A 21,135-nucleotide genomic window follows, 5' to 3' on the forward strand; every position below is an offset into this window, starting at 1 on the left:
TCAAGGAGTACGCCATGCGTTTCGGACCCGTTGCCGCAGCCCTTTCTCTCGCACTCGCTGTGCAGGCAAGTATCGGCAACGCGAACGAATATCAGGTCGATCCGAGGGCGCAGGCGCTGGTTACCGAGGGGCGCTCGGCGCTCGACATGGGCAATACGCAAGCCGCGATCGATGCATTCGAAGCAGCGCTGACCGTCGACCCCGGCTACACGGCCGTCTACCTGGAACTGGCCAATGCAGCCCGCGTCGAGGGACTGCAGGGCAAGGCCATCCATTATTACCGCGAAGCGCAGGAGCGCGATCCGGAAAACCTCGCCGCCATCACCGGCGAAGGCGAGGCGCTGGTGGAGAAGGGCGCCCTGACCGCCGCGCGGGAGAACCTGGAAAAGCTGCAGAGCATTTGCGGCGATACCTGCGTGGAGACGGTGCAGCTTGCCGCCGCCATCGATCGCGGTCCGCCGATGATGACCGCAGAGGTCATGCCTGGGGAAGACGAACTGATTCAGAACTGAGCCGGCCTCTGGACCTTTGCGTTCAGAGCTTGTCCTTGAACCCGGCGAGCACCGTTTCGTAAACGCCACGCTTGAAGGGCACGATCAGCTCGGGCAGCAGGTCCGGGTCGACCCACTTCCATTCGCAGAACTCGGGGTGCTTGTGCGCCTCCAGGTCGATGTCCCGGTCCTCTCCGGTAAAGCGGACCAGATACCAGGCCTGGCGCTGACCCTTGTACTTGCCGCCCCACAGCTTCCCGTGCAGTTCCTTGGGCAGGTCGTAGAAAAGCTCTTCCTCCAGCCGGTGGACGATCTGAAGGTGCCGCGTGGACACTCCGGTTTCCTCGCCCAGTTCGCGGAACATGGCCTCGTCCAGGTCCTCGCCCTCGTCCACGCCGCCCTGCGGCATCTGCCACCAGTCGCCTTCCTTGTTGTCGATCCGCTTGCCGACAAAGGCTTCTCCGGCGGCGTTGATCATCATGGTACCCACGCAGGGGCGGTATTGCAGGCGGTCGGGTCTCGTCATGGCGAGCGATCTAGGATGGTGGAGAGGCGAATGCCAGCTATTGCCGCCGAAACAGAAAAACTTGATTGTTTCGGACGCAACGGGAACCTAGGTCGCCGTCATACCCTTGGGGCCATATGCTCCTGAGCGGCAGAAAGAGTTTTTGATGGCGAGACAGACGGCTGACACACAGGCCGATACCCAAGCACTGGATTCCATGGTCGTCCGTTTCGCGGGCGATAGTGGCGACGGCATGCAGTTGACCGGCGGACAGTTTACGCTGTCCACCGCGCTGGCTGGCAATGACCTTGCGACATTCCCCGATTTCCCCGCCGAAATCCGCGCGCCGCAGGGCACGCTGTTCGGAGTTTCGGCTTTCCAGATCAATTTCGGCAGCCGCCAGATCAACACCGCCGGCGACGCGCCCGATGTGCTTGTGGCGATGAACCCGGCGGCGCTGAAGGTGAATCTCGCATCGCTGGCACCCGGCGGCCTGATCATCGCCGACAGCGGTGCCTTCACGCAGCGCAATCTCGACAAGGCGCATTACCAGACCAACCCGCTGGAAGACGGCAGCCTTGCCGAATACGACCTGCTGGCCTTCGACATTTCCGAACGCACGATCGAGGCGGTGAAGGAATTCGGCCTCGGCAACAAGGATGCCCTCAGGTCCAAGAACATGTGGACGCTGGGCCTGGCACTGTGGATGTTCGACCGGCCGCGCGAGCCGTTGCAGGAATGGCTGCGGCAGAAGTTCCGCCGCAATCCCGACATTGCCGAGGCGAACATCGCTGCGCTGAACGCAGGCCATGCCTATGGCGAGACGGCAGAGCTTTCCGGCCCGCTGAAGCAGGTGCATCTGCCGCCGCGTCCCGCAGAACCGGGCCTCTACCGCACCATCACCGGCGCGGAGAGCGTGTCGCTGGGCCTCGTCGCGGGCGCTCAACTGGCCGAGCTGCCGATGTTCTTCGGCGGCTATCCGATCACGCCCGCCAGCGCGATCCTGCACCACCTGGCGCGGCTCAAGGAATTCGACGTCACCACTTTCCAGGCGGAAGACGAGATTGCCGCCATCTGCGCCGCCATCGGAGCGAGCTATGCCGGGCAACTGGGCGTCACCAGCTCATCCGGCCCCGGCATCGCGCTGAAGACCGAGGCCATGGGTCTCGGCATCATGGTGGAACTGCCGCTAGTGATCGTGAACTCGCAGCGCGGCGGCCCCTCCACTGGCTTGCCGACGAAAACGGAGCAGAGCGACCTCTACCAGGCGGTCTACGGCCGCAACGGAGACGCACCGATGCCCGTGATCGCGGCGCGCAGCCCGGCCGACGCCTTCGAGGTCGCCATTGAGGCCTGCCGCATCGCCACCCGGTACATGACCCCCGTCATGCTGCTGACAGACGGCTACATCGCCAATGCCGCCGAGCCGTGGAAAGTGCCCGATCCGTCCGCCTACGAGAAATTCCCGGCCAGGTTCCTGGAAGAAATTCCCGAGGGCGAGACCTTCGAGCCTTACCGCCGCGACGAGAAGGGCGCGCGCCCGTGGGTGAAGCCCGGCACGCCCGGCCTGATGCACCGCGTGGGCGGGATCGAGAAGCACGAGACGACCGGCAACATCGACTATTCGCCCGACAATCACCAGCGCATGACGCAGTTGCGCCGCGACAAGGTGCTGGGCATCGACGTGCCTGACCAGGAAGTTGCCTGGGGCGAGGACAGCGGTGACCTGGTGGTCGTAGGCTGGGGCAGCACCTATGGCCCGATCAAGCAGGCGGTGAACCGCTGGATCGACAAGGGCGCAAAGGTTTCGCACGTGCACGTGCGCCACATCTGGCCCCTGCCGAAAAACCTGGACGAATTGCTTTCCGGCTTCGACCACGTGCTGGTGCCCGAAATGAACACCGGCCAGTTCAAGACACTGCTGCGCGACCAATTGCTGATCGATGCAGAAAGCCTGACGAAGACGAGCGGCCAGCCGTTCAAGATCGCCGAGCTGGAAGAGGCCATCGGCCGCTGCCTCGATCAGAAATGCGGCGGCAAGGTGCGCGCCAACGACGATCAGCTTCCCAACCCCGTGGGAGTCGAGAAATGAACGAAATGACACCCATCCAAACCACGCTGAAGGACTGGGAGACGGACCAGGAAGTTCGCTGGTGCCCGGGCTGCGGCGACTATGCCATTCTCAAGGCCGTGCAGCGCACGCTGCCGCAACTTGGCGCCGATCCCAAGAATACCGTGTTCGTCAGCGGTATCGGGTGTTCCAGCCGTTTCCCATATTACATGGAGAGCTACGGCTTCCACACCATCCACGGCCGCGCGCCGGCCTTTGCCACGGGCATCAAGCTGGCCAATCCGAATCTCGACGTGTGGCTGGTGACGGGCGACGGCGATGGCCTGTCGATCGGCGGCAACCACATGATGCACGTGCTGCGGCGCAACGTGAACATGCAGATCATGCTGTTCAACAACGAGATCTACGGCCTGACCAAGGGACAGTATTCGCCCACCAGCCGCGAGCACACCCGCACACCCTCGACACCGCTGGGCTCGGTGGACCATCCGGCCAACCCCTGCGCCTTCGCGCTGGGATCGGGCGCGCGGTTCGTGGGTCGCGGCATCGACGTGTCGAAGAACCTGCCCGACGTTCTGAAGGCCGCTCATGCGCACCAGGGTGCCGCCTTCATCGAGATCTTCCAGAACTGCATCGTCTACAACAAGGACGTGTTCGACGATTTCGCCAAGCCCAAGGGCGCCGACCAGCAGCAGCTTTGGCTGGAACACGGCAAGCCCATGCTGTTCGGCAGCGAGAAGACCGGCGGCGTGAAGGGCCTGAAGCTGAACGCGCAGACCTTCTCGTTCGACGTGGTCGATGTGCCCGATGGCGATGCAGAGGCGGCGGGCGTGCTGGTGCACGATGCCACCAACCGCATGCTTGCGCACATGCTGGTGGAACTGCCGTTTGGCGAGTTTCCCATGCCCCTGGGCGTCATCTACGACAATCCCGCGTCTACCTACGAAGAAGCCGTGCACGAGGAGAAGCGCCGCGCCAGCGAAGGCAAGGATACCAGCCTCGCGCAGTTGCTGGCCAAGGGCCAGACCTGGACCGTCAGCGGTACCGCGACTGACCCCGTGTAGGCCCTAACTTGCGCTTCCGGCGGGGTCGGCTTAAGGCATGGTTCCGCTTCGGCCTGGCCTGTCCGGCTCCTGTGGCAAAGGAAGCGATAGCAAGAGGTGGGAGTGGACCGGGTCATGCGCATGGCAGCTCCATCAGAGCTGATCCAGGATGGCCGGAGCATCTACCGGTCATTCGCCTTCCAGGTGCTCGTCTGCATCGTCTTCGGCGCTCTCCTGCCGCCGTTCTTCTATTTCAACGGGATCATCGCGGCGTTCTACAATCCCACGGCGCAGAACAGCGTCATCGCCTCCAGCATCGCGCTGGTGGCGGGTGTGTTCTTTGCGCGGCGGGTGAACATCTATCCGGGCGTGAAACAGCTTGGCGCGGTGCTGCCCACCTTCATCGCCAGTTTCGGCGCGGTGTCGCTGATCATCCTTGCTTTCCGCTTCGACTATTCGAGCCAGGTGCTGCTGATCAATTTCAGTTGCTCCGTCATCGTCTACATCGGCGTGATGACGGCCGCGACGCGCGCGGATCGCACGATCCTGTACACCGTGCCGGGAGGGCGGATCAAAAGGCTGAGCAACGTCGGACTGATCGTGCAGAATCTGATCGCACCGGTTCTGCCAAGGCATGAAGGGGCAATCATCGTTGCCGACCTGCACGCCGACTTGGACGACGACTGGGAGCGGTTGCTTGCCAATGCCGCGCTGGAAGGCGTGCCGGTATTCCATTTCAAGCAGGTCTACGAAGCGGCGACGGGCCGCGTGTGGGTGGAACACCTGTCGGAAAACAGCTTCGGCTCGCTGCTTCCGAACATGACCTTCATGCGCGTGAAGCGGCTGTTCGACATTGTCCTCGTGCTGATCCTTCTTCCCCTGCTTTTCCTGCCGCTGCTGGTGGTGGCCTTGCTCGTGAGACTGGATTCGCCTGGCCCGGTGCTGTTCCGGCAGGAACGGGTCGGTTTCCGGGGCAGGCCCTTCAAGGTCACCAAGTTCCGCACGATGCGCTGGGAAAAGCTATCGAAGGACCTGGAGGAGCGACGCGCCATGGCGATGACGGGCGAGAACGATCCGCGCATCACCAGGCTGGGCGCTTTCCTGCGCCGGACGCGGATCGACGAGCTGCCGCAGATGATCAACATCCTGCTCGGTCACATGAGCTGGATCGGACCACGGCCTGAAGCGCTGGACCTCGGCGAATGGTACCAGCAGGAAATTCCCTTCTACGATTATCGCCATATCGTGCGGCCCGGCATCACCGGCTGGGCGCAGGTGAACCAGGGCCACGTTACCGATCTGCAGGACATCGATTTCAAGCTTCAGTACGACTTCTATTACATCAAGAACTTCTCGTACTGGCTGGATTTCCTGATCCTGATGCGCACGGCCAAGGTCGTGCTCACCGGCCACGGGGCAAAGTGATCAGTAGGCGGCCCGCTGGCGCCGCCGGTCATGGAAAACCAGCAGGATCGACAGCAGCAGGGCAATCGCCAATGCGCTTCCGATCAGGATGCGCCAGTCCGGCAGCATGGGCCGGGTCGGCAACCAGGCGGGCTGGATTATCCGGGCCGTGGTGGACAGCTCCTCTCCGTCTGCCGTAGCCAGGCGAGCCAGCAGCAACTGGTAGAGTTCACGCTTTTCCATGACATCCTGCCGCACGTCGCCAAGGCCCATGCCCGCCGTCCCGCGTTCGGCGACCTCGAAGCCCAGTGTCTCCAGCTGGGCGCGGATATCCGATTCCTGGATGCGCAACTGCTGCGCTTCTGCCGAAAGATCCTCCGCCTGGCGCACCGCCTCGCGTTGCAGGGAGGCGTCGATCACGTCCATTCTTTCGCGCAGGTCCTGCGCCGCGGGATAGTCCTCGCGGAACTGTTGCACGATCGCCTGGTATTCCGCGTCCAGGCCGGCCCGCCTTTCCTGCAACTGGGTCACGACAGGATCGCTGGTATCCAGCTCGCCGCTCAGGATCGCCGCCTCCACTTCGTCCAGCCGCGCCCGAACCTGCTCCAGTTGCGATTGCAGGGCGCGGCGGGCGTCGGCGCTCAGTGCGTCGCTGCCGTCCACGTCGAGCAGGTCGGCCTCGGCATCGGGCAGGGCGACGATCTCGGCTTCGGACATGCCTTCGGTCAGGCTGCGCTCGGCCGCGTCGAGTTCGCCCTTTACCTGTTCCACCAGCGCTTCCAGCTCGGCTCGCGAGCCGTTGGCGACGCCCGTCATGCGCTGGGCGTCGACGGGGATGAAGGCGAGGGCAAGTCCATCGGCGATCCTGGTTGCCAGGAAGCGATCGGGAGAGCGGTATGAGATGCTGGCGATGCTGCCGCCATCATCGATCCCGGTATCCATGTTCGCCAGCAAGATTGAGGCCGCGCGGGCGCGCAACTGGGCCGGATCGGTCTGCGCGGTATCGAGCGAGGGGTGCGCTGTAAGAAACGCCGGGTCGTCCAGCAGGCGAAGTTGCACGACGGCCTGGGTCGCCACGGCGGATGTACGGGCCGCGGCGATCCGTTCCGCCGGGAGCGGCAGGGCAGCGTCTTCGCCCAGACCCGCCGGAGTGATGAGTTCGATCTCCGCTTCGGCCTCGTAGATTTCCTCCGACGTCAGGCCGATGGCTGCTGCGATGCCCCCGGCCGCAACGAAGATGCCGACGATCGGCAGGCCCAGTCGTAACCACGCGGGACGCCAGCGCACCGCGCGCGGTGCGTTTGAGAGATAGTCCGCCTCGTCGTAGGTCCCCTTCATGCGAACTGCCTAGCCCCATGGTGGCCGGCGGAAAAGAGGCTGCGGGGGCTAGTGCTTTGATAGGTGCGCATTAAGGTCGCGCCTCGATGGACAATCTCACACATTCGCTGACGGGCGCGCTGATCGGTCAGGCCGGGCTGAAGAAGAAGACCGGGCTGGCAATGCCCGCGCTGATCCTTGGCGCCAACCTGCCCGATGTGGATGCGGCATGCTTCTTCTGGCTGGAGGGCGTCGAGCACCTGGCCTTCCGTCGCGGAATTACCCACGGGCCGATTGCACTCGTATTGCTGCCACTGGTGCTGGCGACGCTGTTGTGGGGGTGGGATCGCTGGCAGGGCTCTCGCGGCAAGCGGCCGGAAGGCAGAATCCCCGTCCATTTCGGATGGCTCTACGGCGTTACGCTGATCGCGTGCCTCAGCCATCCGGCGCTCGACTGGCTGAACGTCTACGGCATCCGCTTGCTGGAGCCGTTTTCCAGTCGCTGGTTCTACGGCGACGTGCTGTTCATCATCGATGTCTGGTTGTGGGCGCTGCTCATCGGCGGAACCTGGCTTTCGCGACGGCGCGAGAAGCGCGGGGGCGAATGGCGCGGTGCGGCGCGCGCGGCGCTGGGGCTCTGCGGCATCTACATCGTCGCCAACTATGCAATCTCGCAAGTGGACAGGATGGCCGATACGGCATTCGTGGAGACGATATCCTCGCCGCCGCCGCTGACTTTCTGGCAGCGCGAGAGCATCGGGGTAAGCGGCAGCGGCAGCTACTTCGTGAATGGGGAGCGGGTGGGCAACGTGCCGCTTTCCGCCTGCGATCTGGCCGCCGGGCGCCAGCGCAGCGATCAGGTGGACGCGTTTCTGTTCTGGAGCAGGGCACCGGTGATCACGAGGCTGAAGGACAGTCGATACCTGCTGGGCGATGCCCGCTATTACAGCGTCACCGAAGGGCGTTTCAGCGTGACCCTGCCCGATGGTCTATGTTCGGAACCGCGGCCCAACTAGATTAATTGCAGACACGAACCACGGCTTCTGGAGACGGAGTATCTCGGCACCACAAATCGTCTGGCTGCGGCGCGACCTGCGCCTTTGCGATCACCAGGCCTTTACCGCTGCAGCGCAGGCAGGGCCGGTCATTCCGGTCTACATACTGGACGACGAAACCCCCGAGGATTTTGCCGAGGGGCGCAAGCTGGGCGGAGCCAGCCGTTGGTGGCTTCACCATGCGCTGGAGGAACTGGGCAAGGACCTTGGCCGCCACGGGTCTAGGCTGGTGTTGCGGCGCGGCAACGTCTGCGACGTACTGCCCGCTCTGGTGGAGGAGACCGGCGCCGGATGCGTCCATGCGCTGCGCCATTACGAACCCTGGTGGCGCAAGGCGCAGGGCAAGTTGAAGGACACCGTTCCGCTGGAGTTGCACGACGGCAACTACCTGTTGCCGCCGGGCACCGTCACTACCGGCAGCGGCACTCCCTACAAAATCTTCACGCCGTTCAAGGATTCGATGTTCGATGCGATCGACGGGTTCGACATCCTGCCCGAACCAAGCCTTTCCAGCCCGGACAGCTGGCCCGACAGCGACAAGCTGGACGACTGGGGCCTGCTGCCGTCAAATCCCGACTGGGCCGGCGGCATGCGCGAATTCTGGAGCGGGCAGCACGGGACCGCTGCGGCGATGGATCGGTTCGATGAGTTTCTGGAGGTCAGCAAGGACTACACCGACGACCGCAACCTGCCGGCGGAGGATGCCACGAGCCGCATGTCGCCGCACCTGCATCACGGAGAAGTCAGCCCGCGCATGCTCTGGGACCGGATGAGCCGCCACACGAGTTCCGGCGCGCGCATGTTCCGGGCCGAGCTGATCTGGCGCGACTATGCGCAGACGCTGGCCTGCCAGTTTCCCGACTATGGCGAGAAACCCTATCGCGACCTCTACGACACGAACTTCTGGCGCAATCCCAATCGCGGCCACGTGATTCAGGAGGAACTGGAGGCCTGGCAGATGGGCCGCACCGGCTATCCCATCGTCGATGCCGGGATGCGGCAGCTGTGGAAGACCGGCTGGATGCACAACCGCGTGCGCATGATCACCGCCAGCTTCCTGGTGAAGCACCTGCTGATCGACTGGCGCCACGGTGAAAAGTGGTTCTGGGACACGCTGGTGGATGCCGACTATGCCAGCAACGGCACCAACTGGCAGTGGGTCAGCGGCACGGGCGTGGACAGCAACATGTTCGTGCGAATCATGGCTCCTCTCAGCCAGAGCGAGAAGTTCGATGCAGGCGACTACATTCGCGAATACGTGCCCGAACTGGCCGACCTGTCGGACGAGGATATTCATGATCCTTCCGACAAGCGCCGTCCCGACGACTATCCGGCCAAGCTGATCGGGCACAGGGAAGCGCGCGAACGGGCGCTGGAAAATTACCACCGGAACAAGGACTGATCGCGGCTTGAGAACCCGACCATGCGGCGTCATAAGGCCCGCATGGAGGAGGCCGGCGCAAGAGGTGAGACGCTGCTCGCGGAAGGGCGGCGCTATGGGGTGGAACCCGGCCTGCTGGCGCGTCTGTTCGCCCCGGCCGTTGCCCGCATCCTGGACAGGATCGATGCCGGCCTGGCCAGCGGCGCCATTCACGCGACGCTTCCCGACGGCACCCGCCGCACGCTGGGCGGCAACGCTCCCGGCTTCGAATGCGAGGTGGCGCTGCACGACTGGCGCGGCCTCCTGCGGCTGGCGACCGGCGGATCGGTCGGCTGGTACCAGGCGTGGGAGGCGGGCGAATGGTCCAGCCCCGACCCGGTGCCGCTGTTCGCGCTGTTCATGGCGAACGCCGTATCGCTGGGCGATGCCGCGCGGGCCAAGGGGCCGTGGCGACTGGCGGCGCGCGCCATGCACGCCCTAAAGCGCAACACCCGCGAAGGGGCGGCGAAGAACATCCACGCGCACTACGATCTCGGCAACGATTTCTACGCCGCCTGGCTCGATCCCACGATGACCTATTCCAGCGCGCTGGATTACGGAACTGACGGGCTGGAAGCAGCGCAAAGGCGCAAATGGCAGGCGCTTTCCGAGCGCATCGGAGAGGCGCGGAGCGTGCTGGAAATTGGTTGCGGATGGGGCTCGCTGTCCGCGCACCTGGCCGGGCAGGGACGCGACGTTACCGCCATCAGCATTTCCGAGAGCCAGCTGGCCTGGGCACGCCGCGAGAATGCCGGACCGCAGTTCCTCAAGCGCGACTATCGCGACATGGATGGGCGGTTCGATGCCATCGTCAGCGTGGAAATGGTGGAGGCGCTGGGCCGCGAATACTGGCCCGCCTTCATGGATTGCCTGGCGCGCAACCTGAAGCCGGGCGGGCGCGCGGCGATCCAGTACATCTCGATCGTGGAACCGATCTTCGATGCTTACGCCGCCAGCGCCGATTTCATCCAGGCCTACGTATTTCCGGGCGGCATGCTGATCCGCACCAGCGAATTCCGCCAACTGGCCGAGCAGCGGGGCCTGCGCTGGACCGACCAGCGCGATTTCGGCCTGGACTATGCCGAGACGCTGAAAGCCTGGCGCGAACGCTTCGACAACGCCTGTCAGGCGGGGCGCCTGCCTGCCGATTTCGACAAACGATTCAGCGACTTGTGGCGGTATTACCTGATGTATTGCGAGGGTGGATTTTGCGGGAAGGGCATCGATGTGCACCAGGTCACCCTTGTGAAGGATACGGAATGAAGAAATGGATTGTCGGCGTCCTTGCCCTGCTGGTGGTGGCGGGCGGGGCCGTGTGGTTCTCGCTCGACCGGGACCAGCGCGCCGTTCTCGCCAACATGCCGACGAACCGCGACGTGCTGTTCTGGCCGGAGGATACCCGCACCGCCGCGTTCCGCGCACTCGATGCATTTCCCGCCCTGGCGCAGGCGCGGGTGATCGAGGCAGGGGGCAGCGCCTATCCGCTGCCTGACGGGGAGCCGCTGGACTTGCCCGGCTTCGACATGGATGCCTTCATGCAGGGGCAGAACGCAGCCGGAGTGGTGGTAGTCCACGACGGCGAGGTCGTGCTGGAGCGCTACGGCCTGGATTTCAGTGCCGATGGCAAGTGGACCAGCTTTTCCGTCGCCAAGAGCTTTACGTCCACGCTGGTCGGTGCGGCGCTGGCGGACGGCTATATCGAAAGCCTCGACGATCCCGTCAGCAAGTACCTGCCCGACATGCGGGGCTCCGCCTACGACGATGTCACCATTCGCCAGCTGATGACGATGAGCAGCGGCGTGCGCTGGAGCGAGGACTATTCCGATCCCGAGAGCGACGTCGCCCGCTTCAGCGAGCACGAGCCGACCGAGGAAGGCGTCGATGCCCTGGTGGACTACATGCGCCAGTTGCCGCGTGAGGTGGAGCCCGGCACGCGCTGGCAGTACAACACCGGCGAGACGAACCTGATTGGCGTGCTGGTGCGCGAAGCGACCGGCAAGCCCCTGGCGGACTACCTTTCGGAAAAGGTGTGGCAGCCGTTCGGGATGGAGCAGGACGCGACATGGCTTCTCTCCAGCACGGACAGCGAGATTTCCGGTTGCTGCATCCAGGCAAGCACGCGCGATTTCGCCCGCTTCGGCCTGTTCACCCTGGGCGGTGGCATGGCGGGCGGAGAGCGCGTGGTGCCAGAGGGCTGGTTCGAGGAAGCGACCACGCCGGTGTTCGAAACCGGACGCTTCGGTCGCGGCTATGCCTACCAGTGGTGGACCTATCCCGGCGGTGCCTACGCCGCCAGCGGCCTTTTCGGCCAGGGCATCTTCGTCGATCCGGCACGCAATCTGGTGATCGCGACCAATTCCAACTGGCGACAGTCCACCGGCGACGACGGGGCAGGGGCGGAGCGTAACCGTTTCTACGAAGCCGTGCAGGTCGCCGTTGATGCGCGGCGCGGGGAGCAGGGCGAGCGGGTTGGCGAACCGGCAGAACCGATGGTCCGCTAAAGCCGGAAGGTGAACGCGCCGGTAGCAATGTTTTTACCCGGATTCGCTAGGGCCGGGGCGTGGTTGAGATGTCCCCAGACCCCCTCGTCGGCGCCCATCCGGTGACGCCCGTGCTTCTCGTCATCGGGACCCGTCCCGAGGCGATCAAGATGCTGCCCGTGGTTCGCGCCTTGCGCCATGTGCCGGAAGTCGACCTGAAGGTGGTGACGACGGGCCAGCACCGGCAGATGCTGGACCAGGTCTTCGCCGTGTTCGACGAACGGGCCGACATCGATCTCGACCTCATGACGCCGGGACAGACCCTGTCCGACATCACCGCCCGCGTGATGCGCGAGATGGAAGGCCTGATCGCGCAGCACCGGCCAGGCCTGGTGCTGGTCCACGGCGACACCACGAGCGCGATGGCGGCTGCGCTGGCCGCTTTCTATGCCAGGGTGCCCGTCGGGCATGTCGAGGCGGGCCTGCGCAGTCATGACATCATGCGGCCATGGCCCGAGGAATATAACCGCGTTTCCATCGACGCCGTGGCCGAATTGCTGTGGGCACCCACCGCAGGCGCGGCGCAGAATCTCCGTAACGAGCGCGATTGCGAACGCCGTATCGAAGTTACCGGCAACACCGGCATCGATGCGCTGCTGCATGTTGCCGAACGGCTGACGGGCGACGAATTGGCTGGGCTGCCTGTCAATCTCGATCCGGCGAAGAAGCTGGTGCTCGTCACCGGCCACCGGCGCGAAAGCTTCGGCGAGGGTTTTGGCCGGATCTGCGAGGCGCTGAAGGCCATTGCCGCGCGCGGCGACGCGCAGATCGTCTATCCAGTCCACCTCAACCCGCAGGTGAAGGACGTGGTTGAAGCGCGGCTGGGCGATTGCGCCGACGTGCACCTGATCGCGCCGGTCGATTACCTGCAGATGGTGGCGCTGATGAAGGCCGCGCACCTGGTGCTGACCGATAGCGGCGGCATTCAGGAAGAGGCGCCAGCGCTGGGCAAGCCGGTGCTGGTGATGCGCGATGTGACCGAGAGGCCCGAGGCGGTGGAGACAGGTGTCGCCACGCTGGTCGGCACGGATGTCGATGCCATCGTGCGCGGCGTCTGCCAGTTGCTGTCCGACGATGCCCTTTACGCCAGTCGCGCCCGCCCCGTGTTCCCCTACGGTGATGGCACCGCGGCTGAAAAGATTGCCGCCAGCGTCGCCGCTTTCGTGAAAGCGTCAGCCCGATGAAGGTCTGCACCGTCGGTCTCGGCTATATCGGCCTGCCCACTGCCGCCATGCTGGCGAGCCGCGGTCATGAGGTGATAGGCCTCGACGTGAACGAGGGCGTCGTCGCGGCCGTGAACGAAGGTCGCGCCCATTTCCAGGAGCCGGACCTGCAGATGCTGCTGTCCGCCGCCGTGGATACGGGTCGCCTGCGCGCCACGACCAGGCCCGAGCCTGCCGAGTTCTTCCTGATCGCCGTGCCTACGCCCATGGTGGACGAAGGCCCCGACATGACGTTCGTGGAGCGCGCCGCGCGCACCATCGCGCCGGTGCTGGAAAAGGGCAACGTGGTGATCCTCGAGAGCACCTCTCCCGTCGGCTCCACCGAGCGGCTGGCAGAGATCTTCGCCGAGGAGCGGCCCGACCTCACGTTCCCGCGCTACCGCGACGAGGACCGCGAGGCTGACGTGGCGCTGTGCCATTGCCCCGAGCGCATCCTGCCCGGCCAGATGCTGCGTGAGCTCGTTTCCAACGACCGGATCATTGGCGGCATGACCATGGCCTGCGCCAACAAGGCCGCGCGGCTCTACCAGAGCTTCGTCATGGGCACCTGCTACGTTACCGACAGCCGCGTCGCCGAACTCTGCAAGCTGTCGGAGAACGCCTACCGCGACGTCAACATCGCCTTCGCCAACGAACTGTCCATCATCTGCGAGAAGCTGGGCACCGATATCTGGCAGGTGCGCGAGCTGGCCAACCAGCATCCGCGTGTGAACATCCTGATGCCGGGCGCGGGTGTGGGCGGCCACTGCATCGCGGTCGATCCCTGGTTCATCGTCTCCAGCGCGCCGGACGAGGCCCGCCTGATCCGCACGGCGCGGCTCGTGAACGACGACAAGCCGCACCGCGTGGTGGCGCAGATCCGCGCGCTGGCGGACCGCTTCAAGATACCCAAGATCGCCTGCTACGGCATCACCTACAAGCCCGATGTCGACGACGTGCGCGAAAGCCCGGCGCTGGAAATCGTGGAGGAGGTTGCCCGGATAGAAGGTGCGCAGGTGCTGGTGGTGGAGCCCAATCTCGACAGTTTGCCCGCCTCGCTGGCCGCGTTCGACAACGTGCGCCTCGCAACTTCGGATGAAGCGCGCGAACAGGCCGATATCGTCACGTTCCTGGTCGGACATCGGCAGTTCAAGCGCCTGGAGGGTGACAGCTACCTGTCGAAGGCCGTGGTGGATACCACCGGCATGTTTTTCACCCGCAAGGCGAAGGCCGTCGAACGGGACTGAAGGAACCGACTTTCGTCTCTCGCATCCACTTGCGCCTTGCAATAACTGGCGAAATGCGAAGAGTATTCCCCCCGGGACGTTCCACTCTTGGGGGAATTCATGAAGAAGAAATGCTTTGCCGTTTGGGGTGCCGCGCTGATCGCCGCGACGAGCGCCAACGCGCAGGAAAGCGAGAATGAGGACGAGACCGAAGAGGAGGAGGTCGAAACCCTTTCCGATTTCGTCGCGGACTTCGAAAAGAGCGACGGCCTGTTTCCACTCTACCGCAACACCGAGACGGGCGAAGTCTTCCTGGAAATCCCCGCCGACCGCTTCGGCGACGAGTTCATTTACTTCGTCTACACGGAGAACGGCCCGGTAGAAGCGGGCCATTTCCGCGGCAATTTTCGTGACAACCGCATCATAACCTTCAACCGCAGGTTCGACCGTGTCGAGATCGCCGCGGTAAACACCAGTTACTACTTCGATCCCGACAACGCCCTGTCGCGCGCGGCAGATGCCAACATCTCGCGCGCGCCCATCGGCAATGTCGAGATCAAGGCCGAGAGCGAGGACGGCAGCCGCGTGCTGATATCCGCCGATGCGCTGCTGGAAGGCCAGGCCATGCACAGGCTAACGCCCTGGCAGTCTCCCGATGCGAAACCCGGCGCCAGCTTTGCCCTGGGCGAGCTTTCGGACAGCAAGTCCCAGATCACCGAATTCGCCAGCTTTCCCGAAAATACCGATATTCGCGTCGAATACGTGTTCGATAATCCGGCACCGGTGAACTACGGCAATGCCGACATTACCGATCCCCGTTCGGTCGCCATCCTGGTTCAGCACTCCTTTCTCGAGATGCCGGAACCCGGGTTCGAACCGCGGATGGACGATTACCGGGTCGGCTTCTTCACCAGTCAGACGACGGACCTGACCTCGACTTCCTTCACACCCTATCGTGACGTCATCACTCGCTGGCGGCTGGAAAAGAAGAACCCTCGCGCGGCTCTGTCCGATCCGGTGGAGCCGATCACATTCTGGATCGAAAACACCACGCCGCACGAATTGCGCGATACCATCCGCGATGCGGCCCTGGCCTGGAACGAGGCTTTCGAGGCGGCCGGCTTCACCAATGCTATCCGCGTGGAAACCCAGCCGGACGATGCCGAATGGGACGCGGGCGACGTGCGCTACAACGTCCTGCGCTGGACGTCCTCGCCCAATCCGCCATTCGGCGGTTACGGGCCCAGCTTCATCAATCCGCGCACCGGCGAAATCATCGGCGCGGACATCATGCTGGAATACGTCTACCTGACGAACCGGCTGAAATATGAAGAGATTTTCGACACCACCGGTCTTCCCGCAGGGTGGCAGGGCGCCGGAGAGGCATCGAGTGTCCTGCCGCTACAGGGTCATTTCGGACCGGCCTGCACGCTGGGCAGCCACATCCAGGCCAAGATGATGACCGCGCGTGCGGTGCTGATGGCGCAAGGTGCCGGGCCGGAGGTCATGGGCCAGCTGGTCGAGCAGGAGCTCTACTATCTGGTGCTGCACGAAATCGGTCACACCCTGGGCCTCAATCACAACATGCGCTCGTCGAACTCGGTGTCCTTGCAGGCACTGGGCTCCACCGCCACGCCGCCGACAAACTCGGTGATGGAGTATCCGGCGATCAACGTGGCCCGACCGGGGCAGACGCAGGGCCAGTTCGCGATCACTCGTCCAGGTGCCTACGACCTTTGGGCGATCGAGTTCGGCTACCGTCCTGGCGAAGATTCGCGCGATGCAATTCTGGCCCGCTCGACCGAGCCTGCGCTGGCCTTCGGCAACGATGCGGACGACATGCGGGCTCCGGGCCAACATATCGATCCGCGCGTGATGATCGACGATCTTTCGGACGATCCCATCGGCTGGGCAGGGCAGCAGGCCATGCTGGTCGATCAGACGCTGGCGGTGCTTCCCGATCGAATGCTGGAATCCGGCGATAGCTATCAGGCGCTGTACAACAGCTACATGATCCTGACCGGGGCCAAGGCCGTGGCCGCGAACGTGGCCTCGCGCTGGATTGCCGGTGTCTACAACAACCGTGCGGCGGTGGGTCAGCCGGGTGCCGAAGAGCCATTCGTTCCCGTGCCTGCACAGGAGCAGCGCCGGGCGCTGGCCGTGCTTGACCGAATCGCCTTCGGGCCGGATGCCTTCAGCGGCGGCGAGAACTTCCTCAACCGGCTGCAGGTAGAGCGGCGCAGCTTCGATTCCTACGGCGTCAACGTTGACCCCAAGCCGCATGCCAGGGCGCTGAATATCCAGCGATCGCTGCTGAACCACCTGCTGCATCCCAACGTGCTGACCAGGCTTACCGATTCGCGGCGCTATGGCGGCGACTACCCGGCAAGCACCTACGTCAGCGAACTGACTGGCGTCATGTTCGATGCCGACGCCACGACGCCGGTGAACACCTATCGCCAGAACCTGCAGATTGAATATCTCACCCGCCTGATCGGTATCGCATCGGGTGCAGGCGGCGGGTCGGAGACCACGCCCAGCGGGATTCAATCGCAGCCGGGATACGACTATGTCGCCCGTTCGGCTGCGCTTGCGGGGATCGATCGCATCAAGACCCTGGCCGCTGCGCCGATCGCCAACGCGGAAACGCAGGCGCACCGTGCGCACCTCACATCTCTGATCGAGGAATTCGAGCGTCGCTGAGGCGCTTCGAAAGACGGCTATCAGGAACGAGAAAAGGGGCGCCTCGGCGCCCCTTTTTTCACGTCACCTCTGCCGGCGATCCTAGCCGCGGTAGCGGGCCAGGATATTGTCGTGGACGATGGGCGACAGCAGGTTGGTGAAGGCACAGCCGCACTGGCCGTTTTCCCACCACACCACCTCGGCCTGCAGCGATTCGAGGCCGGGCAGGGTCAGCCAGCAGACGGAGCCGGGATGCATGCGGTTCAGCGCCGTCGCGGAAAAGCCCGACAGCGACAGGTCGTTCACGACCGTCTGGAAGGCGCGCATGCCCGATCCGCGCAGCTGGGCGGGGATCATGATCCTGGTACGCGGCGCGCTGCGATCTTCCTGCGCGGCGATATCGTAGCGGCCCATGGTGTTCTGCATGCTCATCGCGGCAAAATCCCGTTTGCTGGAGTATCGTCAAACCCGCCCTTCGGGGCGTCCTTTGCGCACAATGTCCCAGCAGCGTTAAACAGGACCTAAAATGCGTGGTTAATGCGACGTTTCCACTCGTTCGCGGTGGAGATTGGGGAAATCTTCCACCAGCATTTCCGCGATCCGCTCTCCCACGACCTGCGGAGGCTTCACCGTTTCGGGATCTTCGCCAGGGTAGGCGCGGGCGCGCATGTCGGTGCGAGTCGCACCTGGATCGACGATGGCGACACGGGTCTCGGAAATGCGCTCCACTTCCTGGCCGTGCGATTCAAGCAGGTTGTCGAACGCCGCCTTGCTGGCGCCGTAGGCAGCCCAGAACGGACGCGGGTTCGCACCTACGGAGCTGGTGAGGCCGATGATCCGCCCGTTCTTCGAGCGCTTGAGCAGCGGATCGAAACCCGCAAGCAGCGCCTGCGTCGCCAGCACGTTCAGCGTCAACGCCTGGTTGAACTGCTTGCCGTCGATCTGAGTGACTGGCGTCAAGGTGGGCATCTGCGCGGCGCAGATCACCAGGATATCCAGCTTGTCCCACCGCTCGGCGATGGCCTGGGCCAGTCGCCCGATGCTCTCGCCATCGGTAAGGTCCAGCGGGGCGATGGTGGAGGTGCCGCCGGCGTCGTGGATATCGTCTTCCACCGCCTCCAGGTCCTTCACCTTGCGCGCCGTCAGTACGACATGCGCGCCCTTGGCGGCCAGCGCGCGGGCAGTGGCTGCGCCAATGCCGCGACTGGCGCCGGTGACAAGCGCGATCTTGCCCGCAAGCGGCTTCGTCTCGGCATTATCGGACATTCAGGCGACCTTGTGGACCGGGAGGGATAGCTGCGCTTCCGCATCCTGCCGGGCCGAAAGATCGGTCAGCGGAGTGGGGTATTCGCCGGTAAAGCAGGCATCGCAGTATTGCGGGCAGGCGCTGTCGCGGCCCGTCAGCCCGACGGCGCGGTAGAGCCCGTCGATGGAAACGAAGGCCAGACTGTCGGCCTGGATGAACTCCTTCATGGCGTTCAGATCCATCCGGCCCGCCAGAAGTTTCGATCGCTCCGGCGTGTCGACGCCATAATAGCAACCGTGTCCGGTGGGCGGACTGGCGACGCGGAAATGCACTTCCGCAGCGCCCGCATCGCGCATCATCTGCACAATCTTAAGGCTGGTGGTGCCGCGCACGATGGAATCGTCGATCAGCACGATACGCTTGCCTTCCACCAGCAGGCGGTTGGCGTTGTGCTTGCGCTTCACGCCGGCGTGACGCGCGCCATCGCTGGGCTGGATGAAGGTGCGCCCGACATAGTGCGAGCGGATGATGCCGAGCTCGAACGGGATGCCGCTTTCCTGCGCGTAGCCGATGGCGGCGGGAACGCCGCTGTCGGGCACGGGCACGACCAGGTCAGCATCGCAAGGAGCCTCGCGCGCCAGTTCGGCACCGATGTTCTTGCGGCTTTCGTAGACGCTTCGCTTGTTGAAGATGGAATCGGGCCGGCTGAAATAGACGTGCTCGAATATGCACGGACGCGGGCGGGTCTCGCCGAAAGGCCGGTGCGAACGGATCGTGCCGTCGAAATCCACCTCGATGAATTCACCGGGGTCCACCTGGCGGGTGAATTCGGCGCCGACGACGTCGAGTGCGACGGTCTCGCTGGCGAACACCGTGGCATCGCCGAGCTTGCCCATCACCAGCGGCCGGATGCCCATCGGGTCGCGGCAGGCTGCCATGCCCTTGGGTGTCATCACGATCAGCGCATAGGCACCTTCCACCAGGCGCAGCGCGTCCACCAGCTTGTCGCGCATGGTGGGATAGCGGCTGGTGGCGACCAGGTGGATGATTACTTCCGTATCGGATGTGGACTGGAAGATCGCGCCCTTGCTGACCAGTTCCTGGCGCAGCTTCATGGCGTTCGAGATGTTGCCGTTGTGCGCGACGGCAAAGCCGCCGCTCGCAAGGTCCGCATACAGCGGCTGCACGTTGCGCATGCCCGATCCGCCGGTGGTGGAATAGCGCACGTGACCGCCGGCCATGTGGCCGGGCAGTTCGGCGATCGATTCTTCGGACGAGAAATTGTCGGCGACATGGCCCAGCCCGCGGCGGGTAAAGAACTCCGCGCCGTCGAAACTGGTGATGCCGACGGCTTCCTGCCCGCGGTGCTGCAGGGCGTGCAGCCCCAGCGCACAGGCGGCGGAAGCATCGGACGCGCCAATGATGCCGAACACGCCGCACTCTTCGTGCAGCTTGTCGTCACCGTCTCCGTCAAGGAAGGGATGGGTGAAGTTCATCGATTTCCGTTTATGACCAGCAGCGCTGCCCCAATGGCGATGTTGCGGTTCGATTACAAGGGGTGACGCGCCGGAACGGGGCACACAAGGGCGGAATTCCGCCTCCGCCATTCGTGCTTCTTATGGCCTTGCTGACGAAAGTTGGTCGGGGAGAGAGGATTCGAACCTCCGGCCCCTGCCTCCCGAAGACAGTGCTCTACCAGGCTGAGCTACTCCCCGACCGGTGCGTGCGAGGGACGGACCCCCGCGAGGCAGAGGCGGCCCTATAGGGTTGGCGCTTCGTGCTGGCAAGGCCTGTTTCACGCATTGCGCAACGCGCCTCGCCCTGTCACTAGGCAGGGGCATCGGACGGCGCGAATGGCAACCGCGGCGTCATCAGGGGGGCGATCGTGCCCAAAGGAGATTTGAGGCATGCAGGTCTTGCTAACGGGTGCGGCGGGTTTCATCGGCGCGGCGCTGGCGGAACGCCTTCTGGCGCGCGGCGACAACGTGATCGGGTTCGACAATCTGAACGACTATTACGACCCCGCGCTGAAACACGCCCGGCTGGCCCGGCTGCAGGAAAAGGGCGGCGATTTCACCTTCGAGAAGCTCGATTTCGCCGACATGGATGCGGTGACGAGGGCGCTGGAAGGAAAGACGATCGACCGCATCGTGCACCTCGGCGCGCAGGCTGGTGTCCGCTATTCGCTGGAGAACCCGGCCGCCTACGTGCAGTCCAACCTGGTAGGGCATGCCAACATGCTGGAACTGGCCCGCCACCGCGATGTGGAGCACATGGTCTATGCCAGTTCCTCCAGCGTCTACGGCGGCAACGACAAGGTGCCCTTCAGCGTTGACGACCGGACGGACCACCCCGTGTCGCTATATGCCGCCACGAAGAAAGCGGACGAACTGATGAGCGAGACCTACGCCCATCTCTATCGCATACCGCTGACCGGCCTGCGCTTCTTCACCGTCTACGGCCCTTGGGGCCGGCCCGACATGGCCTACTGGATATTCACCCGGAAGATCCTGGCCGGAGAGCCGATCCCGGTCTTCCGCGAGGGCGAGATGTGGCGCGATTTCACCCATGTCGACGATATCGTGGCCGGCGTTCAGGCGGTGCTGGACAATGCCCCGGCCGATGACGGCGCGGCCAAGGCGGGCGGTTCCACCAAGCCGCACGCCATCTACAACATCGGCAACAACCGGTCGGAAAAGCTGCTGGACCTGATTTCCATCCTAGAAGATGCCTGCGGCAAGAAGGCCGAGATCGACTGGCAGCCGATGCAGCCCGGCGATGTCGTGCGGACCTATGCCGATATCGATGCGATCAGCGGCGACCTGGGCTACAAGCCCACCACCGACATTGCCGAAGGTCTTCCCCGCTTCGTGGAATGGTACCGCGATTATCACCGGGTGTGACCTTGGCCTTGCGCCCCTGCTGATGGTAGC

The 21,135-nt window shown here is 64.2% G+C and carries 17 protein-coding genes and 1 tRNA gene; 12 read left to right on the forward strand and 6 right to left on the reverse strand.

The annotated features are described in order from the left end of the window. The first annotated feature begins 14 nt into the window (after nucleotides 1-14). Nucleotides 15-512 (forward strand): tetratricopeptide repeat protein, encoded by a 498-nt coding sequence (locus tag AAA989_RS13840; RefSeq protein WP_338244536.1) that lies wholly within the window; start codon nucleotides 15-17, stop codon nucleotides 510-512. Between the two features lie 22 nt (nucleotides 513-534). Here AAA989_RS13840 and AAA989_RS13845 read toward each other — a convergent pair whose 3' ends face one another. Then, nucleotides 535-1,017, reverse strand: coding sequence for an RNA pyrophosphohydrolase (locus tag AAA989_RS13845; protein WP_338244537.1), 483 nt, complete (start codon nucleotides 1,015-1,017; stop codon nucleotides 535-537). Nucleotides 1,018-1,162: 145 nt separating this feature from the next. Between AAA989_RS13845 and AAA989_RS13850 the strand changes: the two genes are divergently transcribed. The 3 genes from AAA989_RS13850 to AAA989_RS13860 all read left to right on the forward strand — a co-directional run bounded on the left by AAA989_RS13850 (nucleotide 1,163) and on the right by AAA989_RS13860 (nucleotide 5,535). Further along, complete coding sequence (locus tag AAA989_RS13850) at nucleotides 1,163-3,088, forward strand: 2-oxoacid:acceptor oxidoreductase subunit alpha (protein WP_338244539.1); 1,926 nt, start codon at nucleotides 1,163-1,165, stop codon at nucleotides 3,086-3,088. Next, nucleotides 3,085-4,131, forward strand: a complete 1,047-nt coding sequence (locus tag AAA989_RS13855) for a 2-oxoacid:ferredoxin oxidoreductase subunit beta (protein WP_338244541.1) — start codon at nucleotides 3,085-3,087, stop codon at nucleotides 4,129-4,131. Before AAA989_RS13850 ends, AAA989_RS13855 begins: the two co-directional genes overlap by 4 nt. A gap of 120 nt (nucleotides 4,132-4,251) precedes the next feature. After that, the gene (locus tag AAA989_RS13860; protein WP_338244543.1) at nucleotides 4,252-5,535 is read left to right on the forward strand and encodes an exopolysaccharide biosynthesis polyprenyl glycosylphosphotransferase; all 1,284 of its coding nucleotides are present in this window, start codon (nucleotides 4,252-4,254) and stop codon (nucleotides 5,533-5,535) included. Here the strand turns inward: AAA989_RS13860 and AAA989_RS13865 are convergent, their stop codons facing one another. Next, on the reverse strand, nucleotides 5,536-6,852 hold the full coding sequence (locus tag AAA989_RS13865; protein ID WP_338244545.1) for a GumC domain-containing protein: 1,317 nt from the start codon (nucleotides 6,850-6,852) through the stop codon (nucleotides 5,536-5,538). 86 nt (nucleotides 6,853-6,938) lie between these two features. Between AAA989_RS13865 and AAA989_RS13870 the strand changes: the two genes are divergently transcribed. From AAA989_RS13870 to AAA989_RS13900, 7 genes are all read left to right on the forward strand, one after another. Next, nucleotides 6,939-7,847 carry a metal-dependent hydrolase gene (locus AAA989_RS13870; protein WP_338244546.1) on the forward strand — a complete coding sequence of 303 codons (909 nt, stop codon included), beginning with the start codon at nucleotides 6,939-6,941 and terminating at the stop codon, nucleotides 7,845-7,847. 40 nt (nucleotides 7,848-7,887) lie between these two features. Beyond that, on the forward strand, nucleotides 7,888-9,288 hold the full coding sequence (locus tag AAA989_RS13875; RefSeq protein WP_338245554.1) for a cryptochrome/photolyase family protein: 1,401 nt from the start codon (nucleotides 7,888-7,890) through the stop codon (nucleotides 9,286-9,288). A gap of 21 nt (nucleotides 9,289-9,309) precedes the next feature. Then, entirely contained in the window at nucleotides 9,310-10,569 is a 1,260-nt protein-coding gene (locus AAA989_RS13880) for a class I SAM-dependent methyltransferase (protein WP_338244547.1), read from the forward strand. After that, a complete protein-coding gene (locus AAA989_RS13885; protein WP_338244548.1) occupies nucleotides 10,566-11,807 on the forward strand; it encodes a serine hydrolase domain-containing protein in 1,242 nt (413 codons plus the stop codon). Before AAA989_RS13880 ends, AAA989_RS13885 begins: the two co-directional genes overlap by 4 nt. 68 nt (nucleotides 11,808-11,875) lie before the next feature. Continuing rightward, the gene (gene wecB, locus AAA989_RS13890) at nucleotides 11,876-13,030 is read left to right on the forward strand and encodes a non-hydrolyzing UDP-N-acetylglucosamine 2-epimerase (RefSeq protein WP_338244550.1); all 1,155 of its coding nucleotides are present in this window, start codon (nucleotides 11,876-11,878) and stop codon (nucleotides 13,028-13,030) included. Beyond that, nucleotides 13,027-14,295 (forward strand): UDP-N-acetyl-D-mannosamine dehydrogenase, encoded by a 1,269-nt coding sequence (gene wecC, locus AAA989_RS13895; RefSeq protein WP_338244552.1) that lies wholly within the window; start codon nucleotides 13,027-13,029, stop codon nucleotides 14,293-14,295. Before wecB ends, wecC begins: the two co-directional genes overlap by 4 nt. A gap of 99 nt (nucleotides 14,296-14,394) precedes the next feature. Next, on the forward strand, nucleotides 14,395-16,977 hold the full coding sequence (locus tag AAA989_RS13900) for a zinc-dependent metalloprotease (protein WP_338244554.1): 2,583 nt from the start codon (nucleotides 14,395-14,397) through the stop codon (nucleotides 16,975-16,977). An 81-nt stretch (nucleotides 16,978-17,058) separates the two neighbouring features. On the opposite strand, the gene AAA989_RS13905 is transcribed toward AAA989_RS13900, so the two are convergent. The 4 genes from AAA989_RS13905 to AAA989_RS13920 form a co-directional block, all read right to left on the reverse strand. Further along, nucleotides 17,059-17,388: a PilZ domain-containing protein gene (locus AAA989_RS13905; protein WP_338244556.1), complete on the reverse strand. Its 330-nt coding sequence runs from the start codon at nucleotides 17,386-17,388 to the stop codon at nucleotides 17,059-17,061. Between the two features lie 102 nt (nucleotides 17,389-17,490). Then, a complete protein-coding gene (locus tag AAA989_RS13910; RefSeq protein ID WP_338244558.1) occupies nucleotides 17,491-18,222 on the reverse strand; it encodes an SDR family NAD(P)-dependent oxidoreductase in 732 nt (243 codons plus the stop codon). Continuing rightward, nucleotides 18,223-19,698, reverse strand: a complete 1,476-nt coding sequence (purF, locus tag AAA989_RS13915; RefSeq protein WP_338244560.1) for an amidophosphoribosyltransferase — start codon at nucleotides 19,696-19,698, stop codon at nucleotides 18,223-18,225. Nucleotides 19,699-19,840: 142 nt separating this feature from the next. Then, nucleotides 19,841-19,917: transfer RNA gene (locus tag AAA989_RS13920), tRNA-Pro, on the reverse strand. Nucleotides 19,918-20,109: 192 nt separating this feature from the next. Between AAA989_RS13920 and AAA989_RS13925 the strand changes: the two genes are divergently transcribed. After that, a complete protein-coding gene (locus AAA989_RS13925; protein WP_338244562.1) occupies nucleotides 20,110-21,105 on the forward strand; it encodes an NAD-dependent epimerase/dehydratase family protein in 996 nt (331 codons plus the stop codon). Nucleotides 21,106-21,135: the final 30 nt, after the last annotated feature.

The organism is Aurantiacibacter hainanensis, from assembly GCF_036321025.1.
Lineage (GTDB): Bacteria > Pseudomonadota > Alphaproteobacteria > Sphingomonadales > Sphingomonadaceae > Alteraurantiacibacter > Alteraurantiacibacter hainanensis.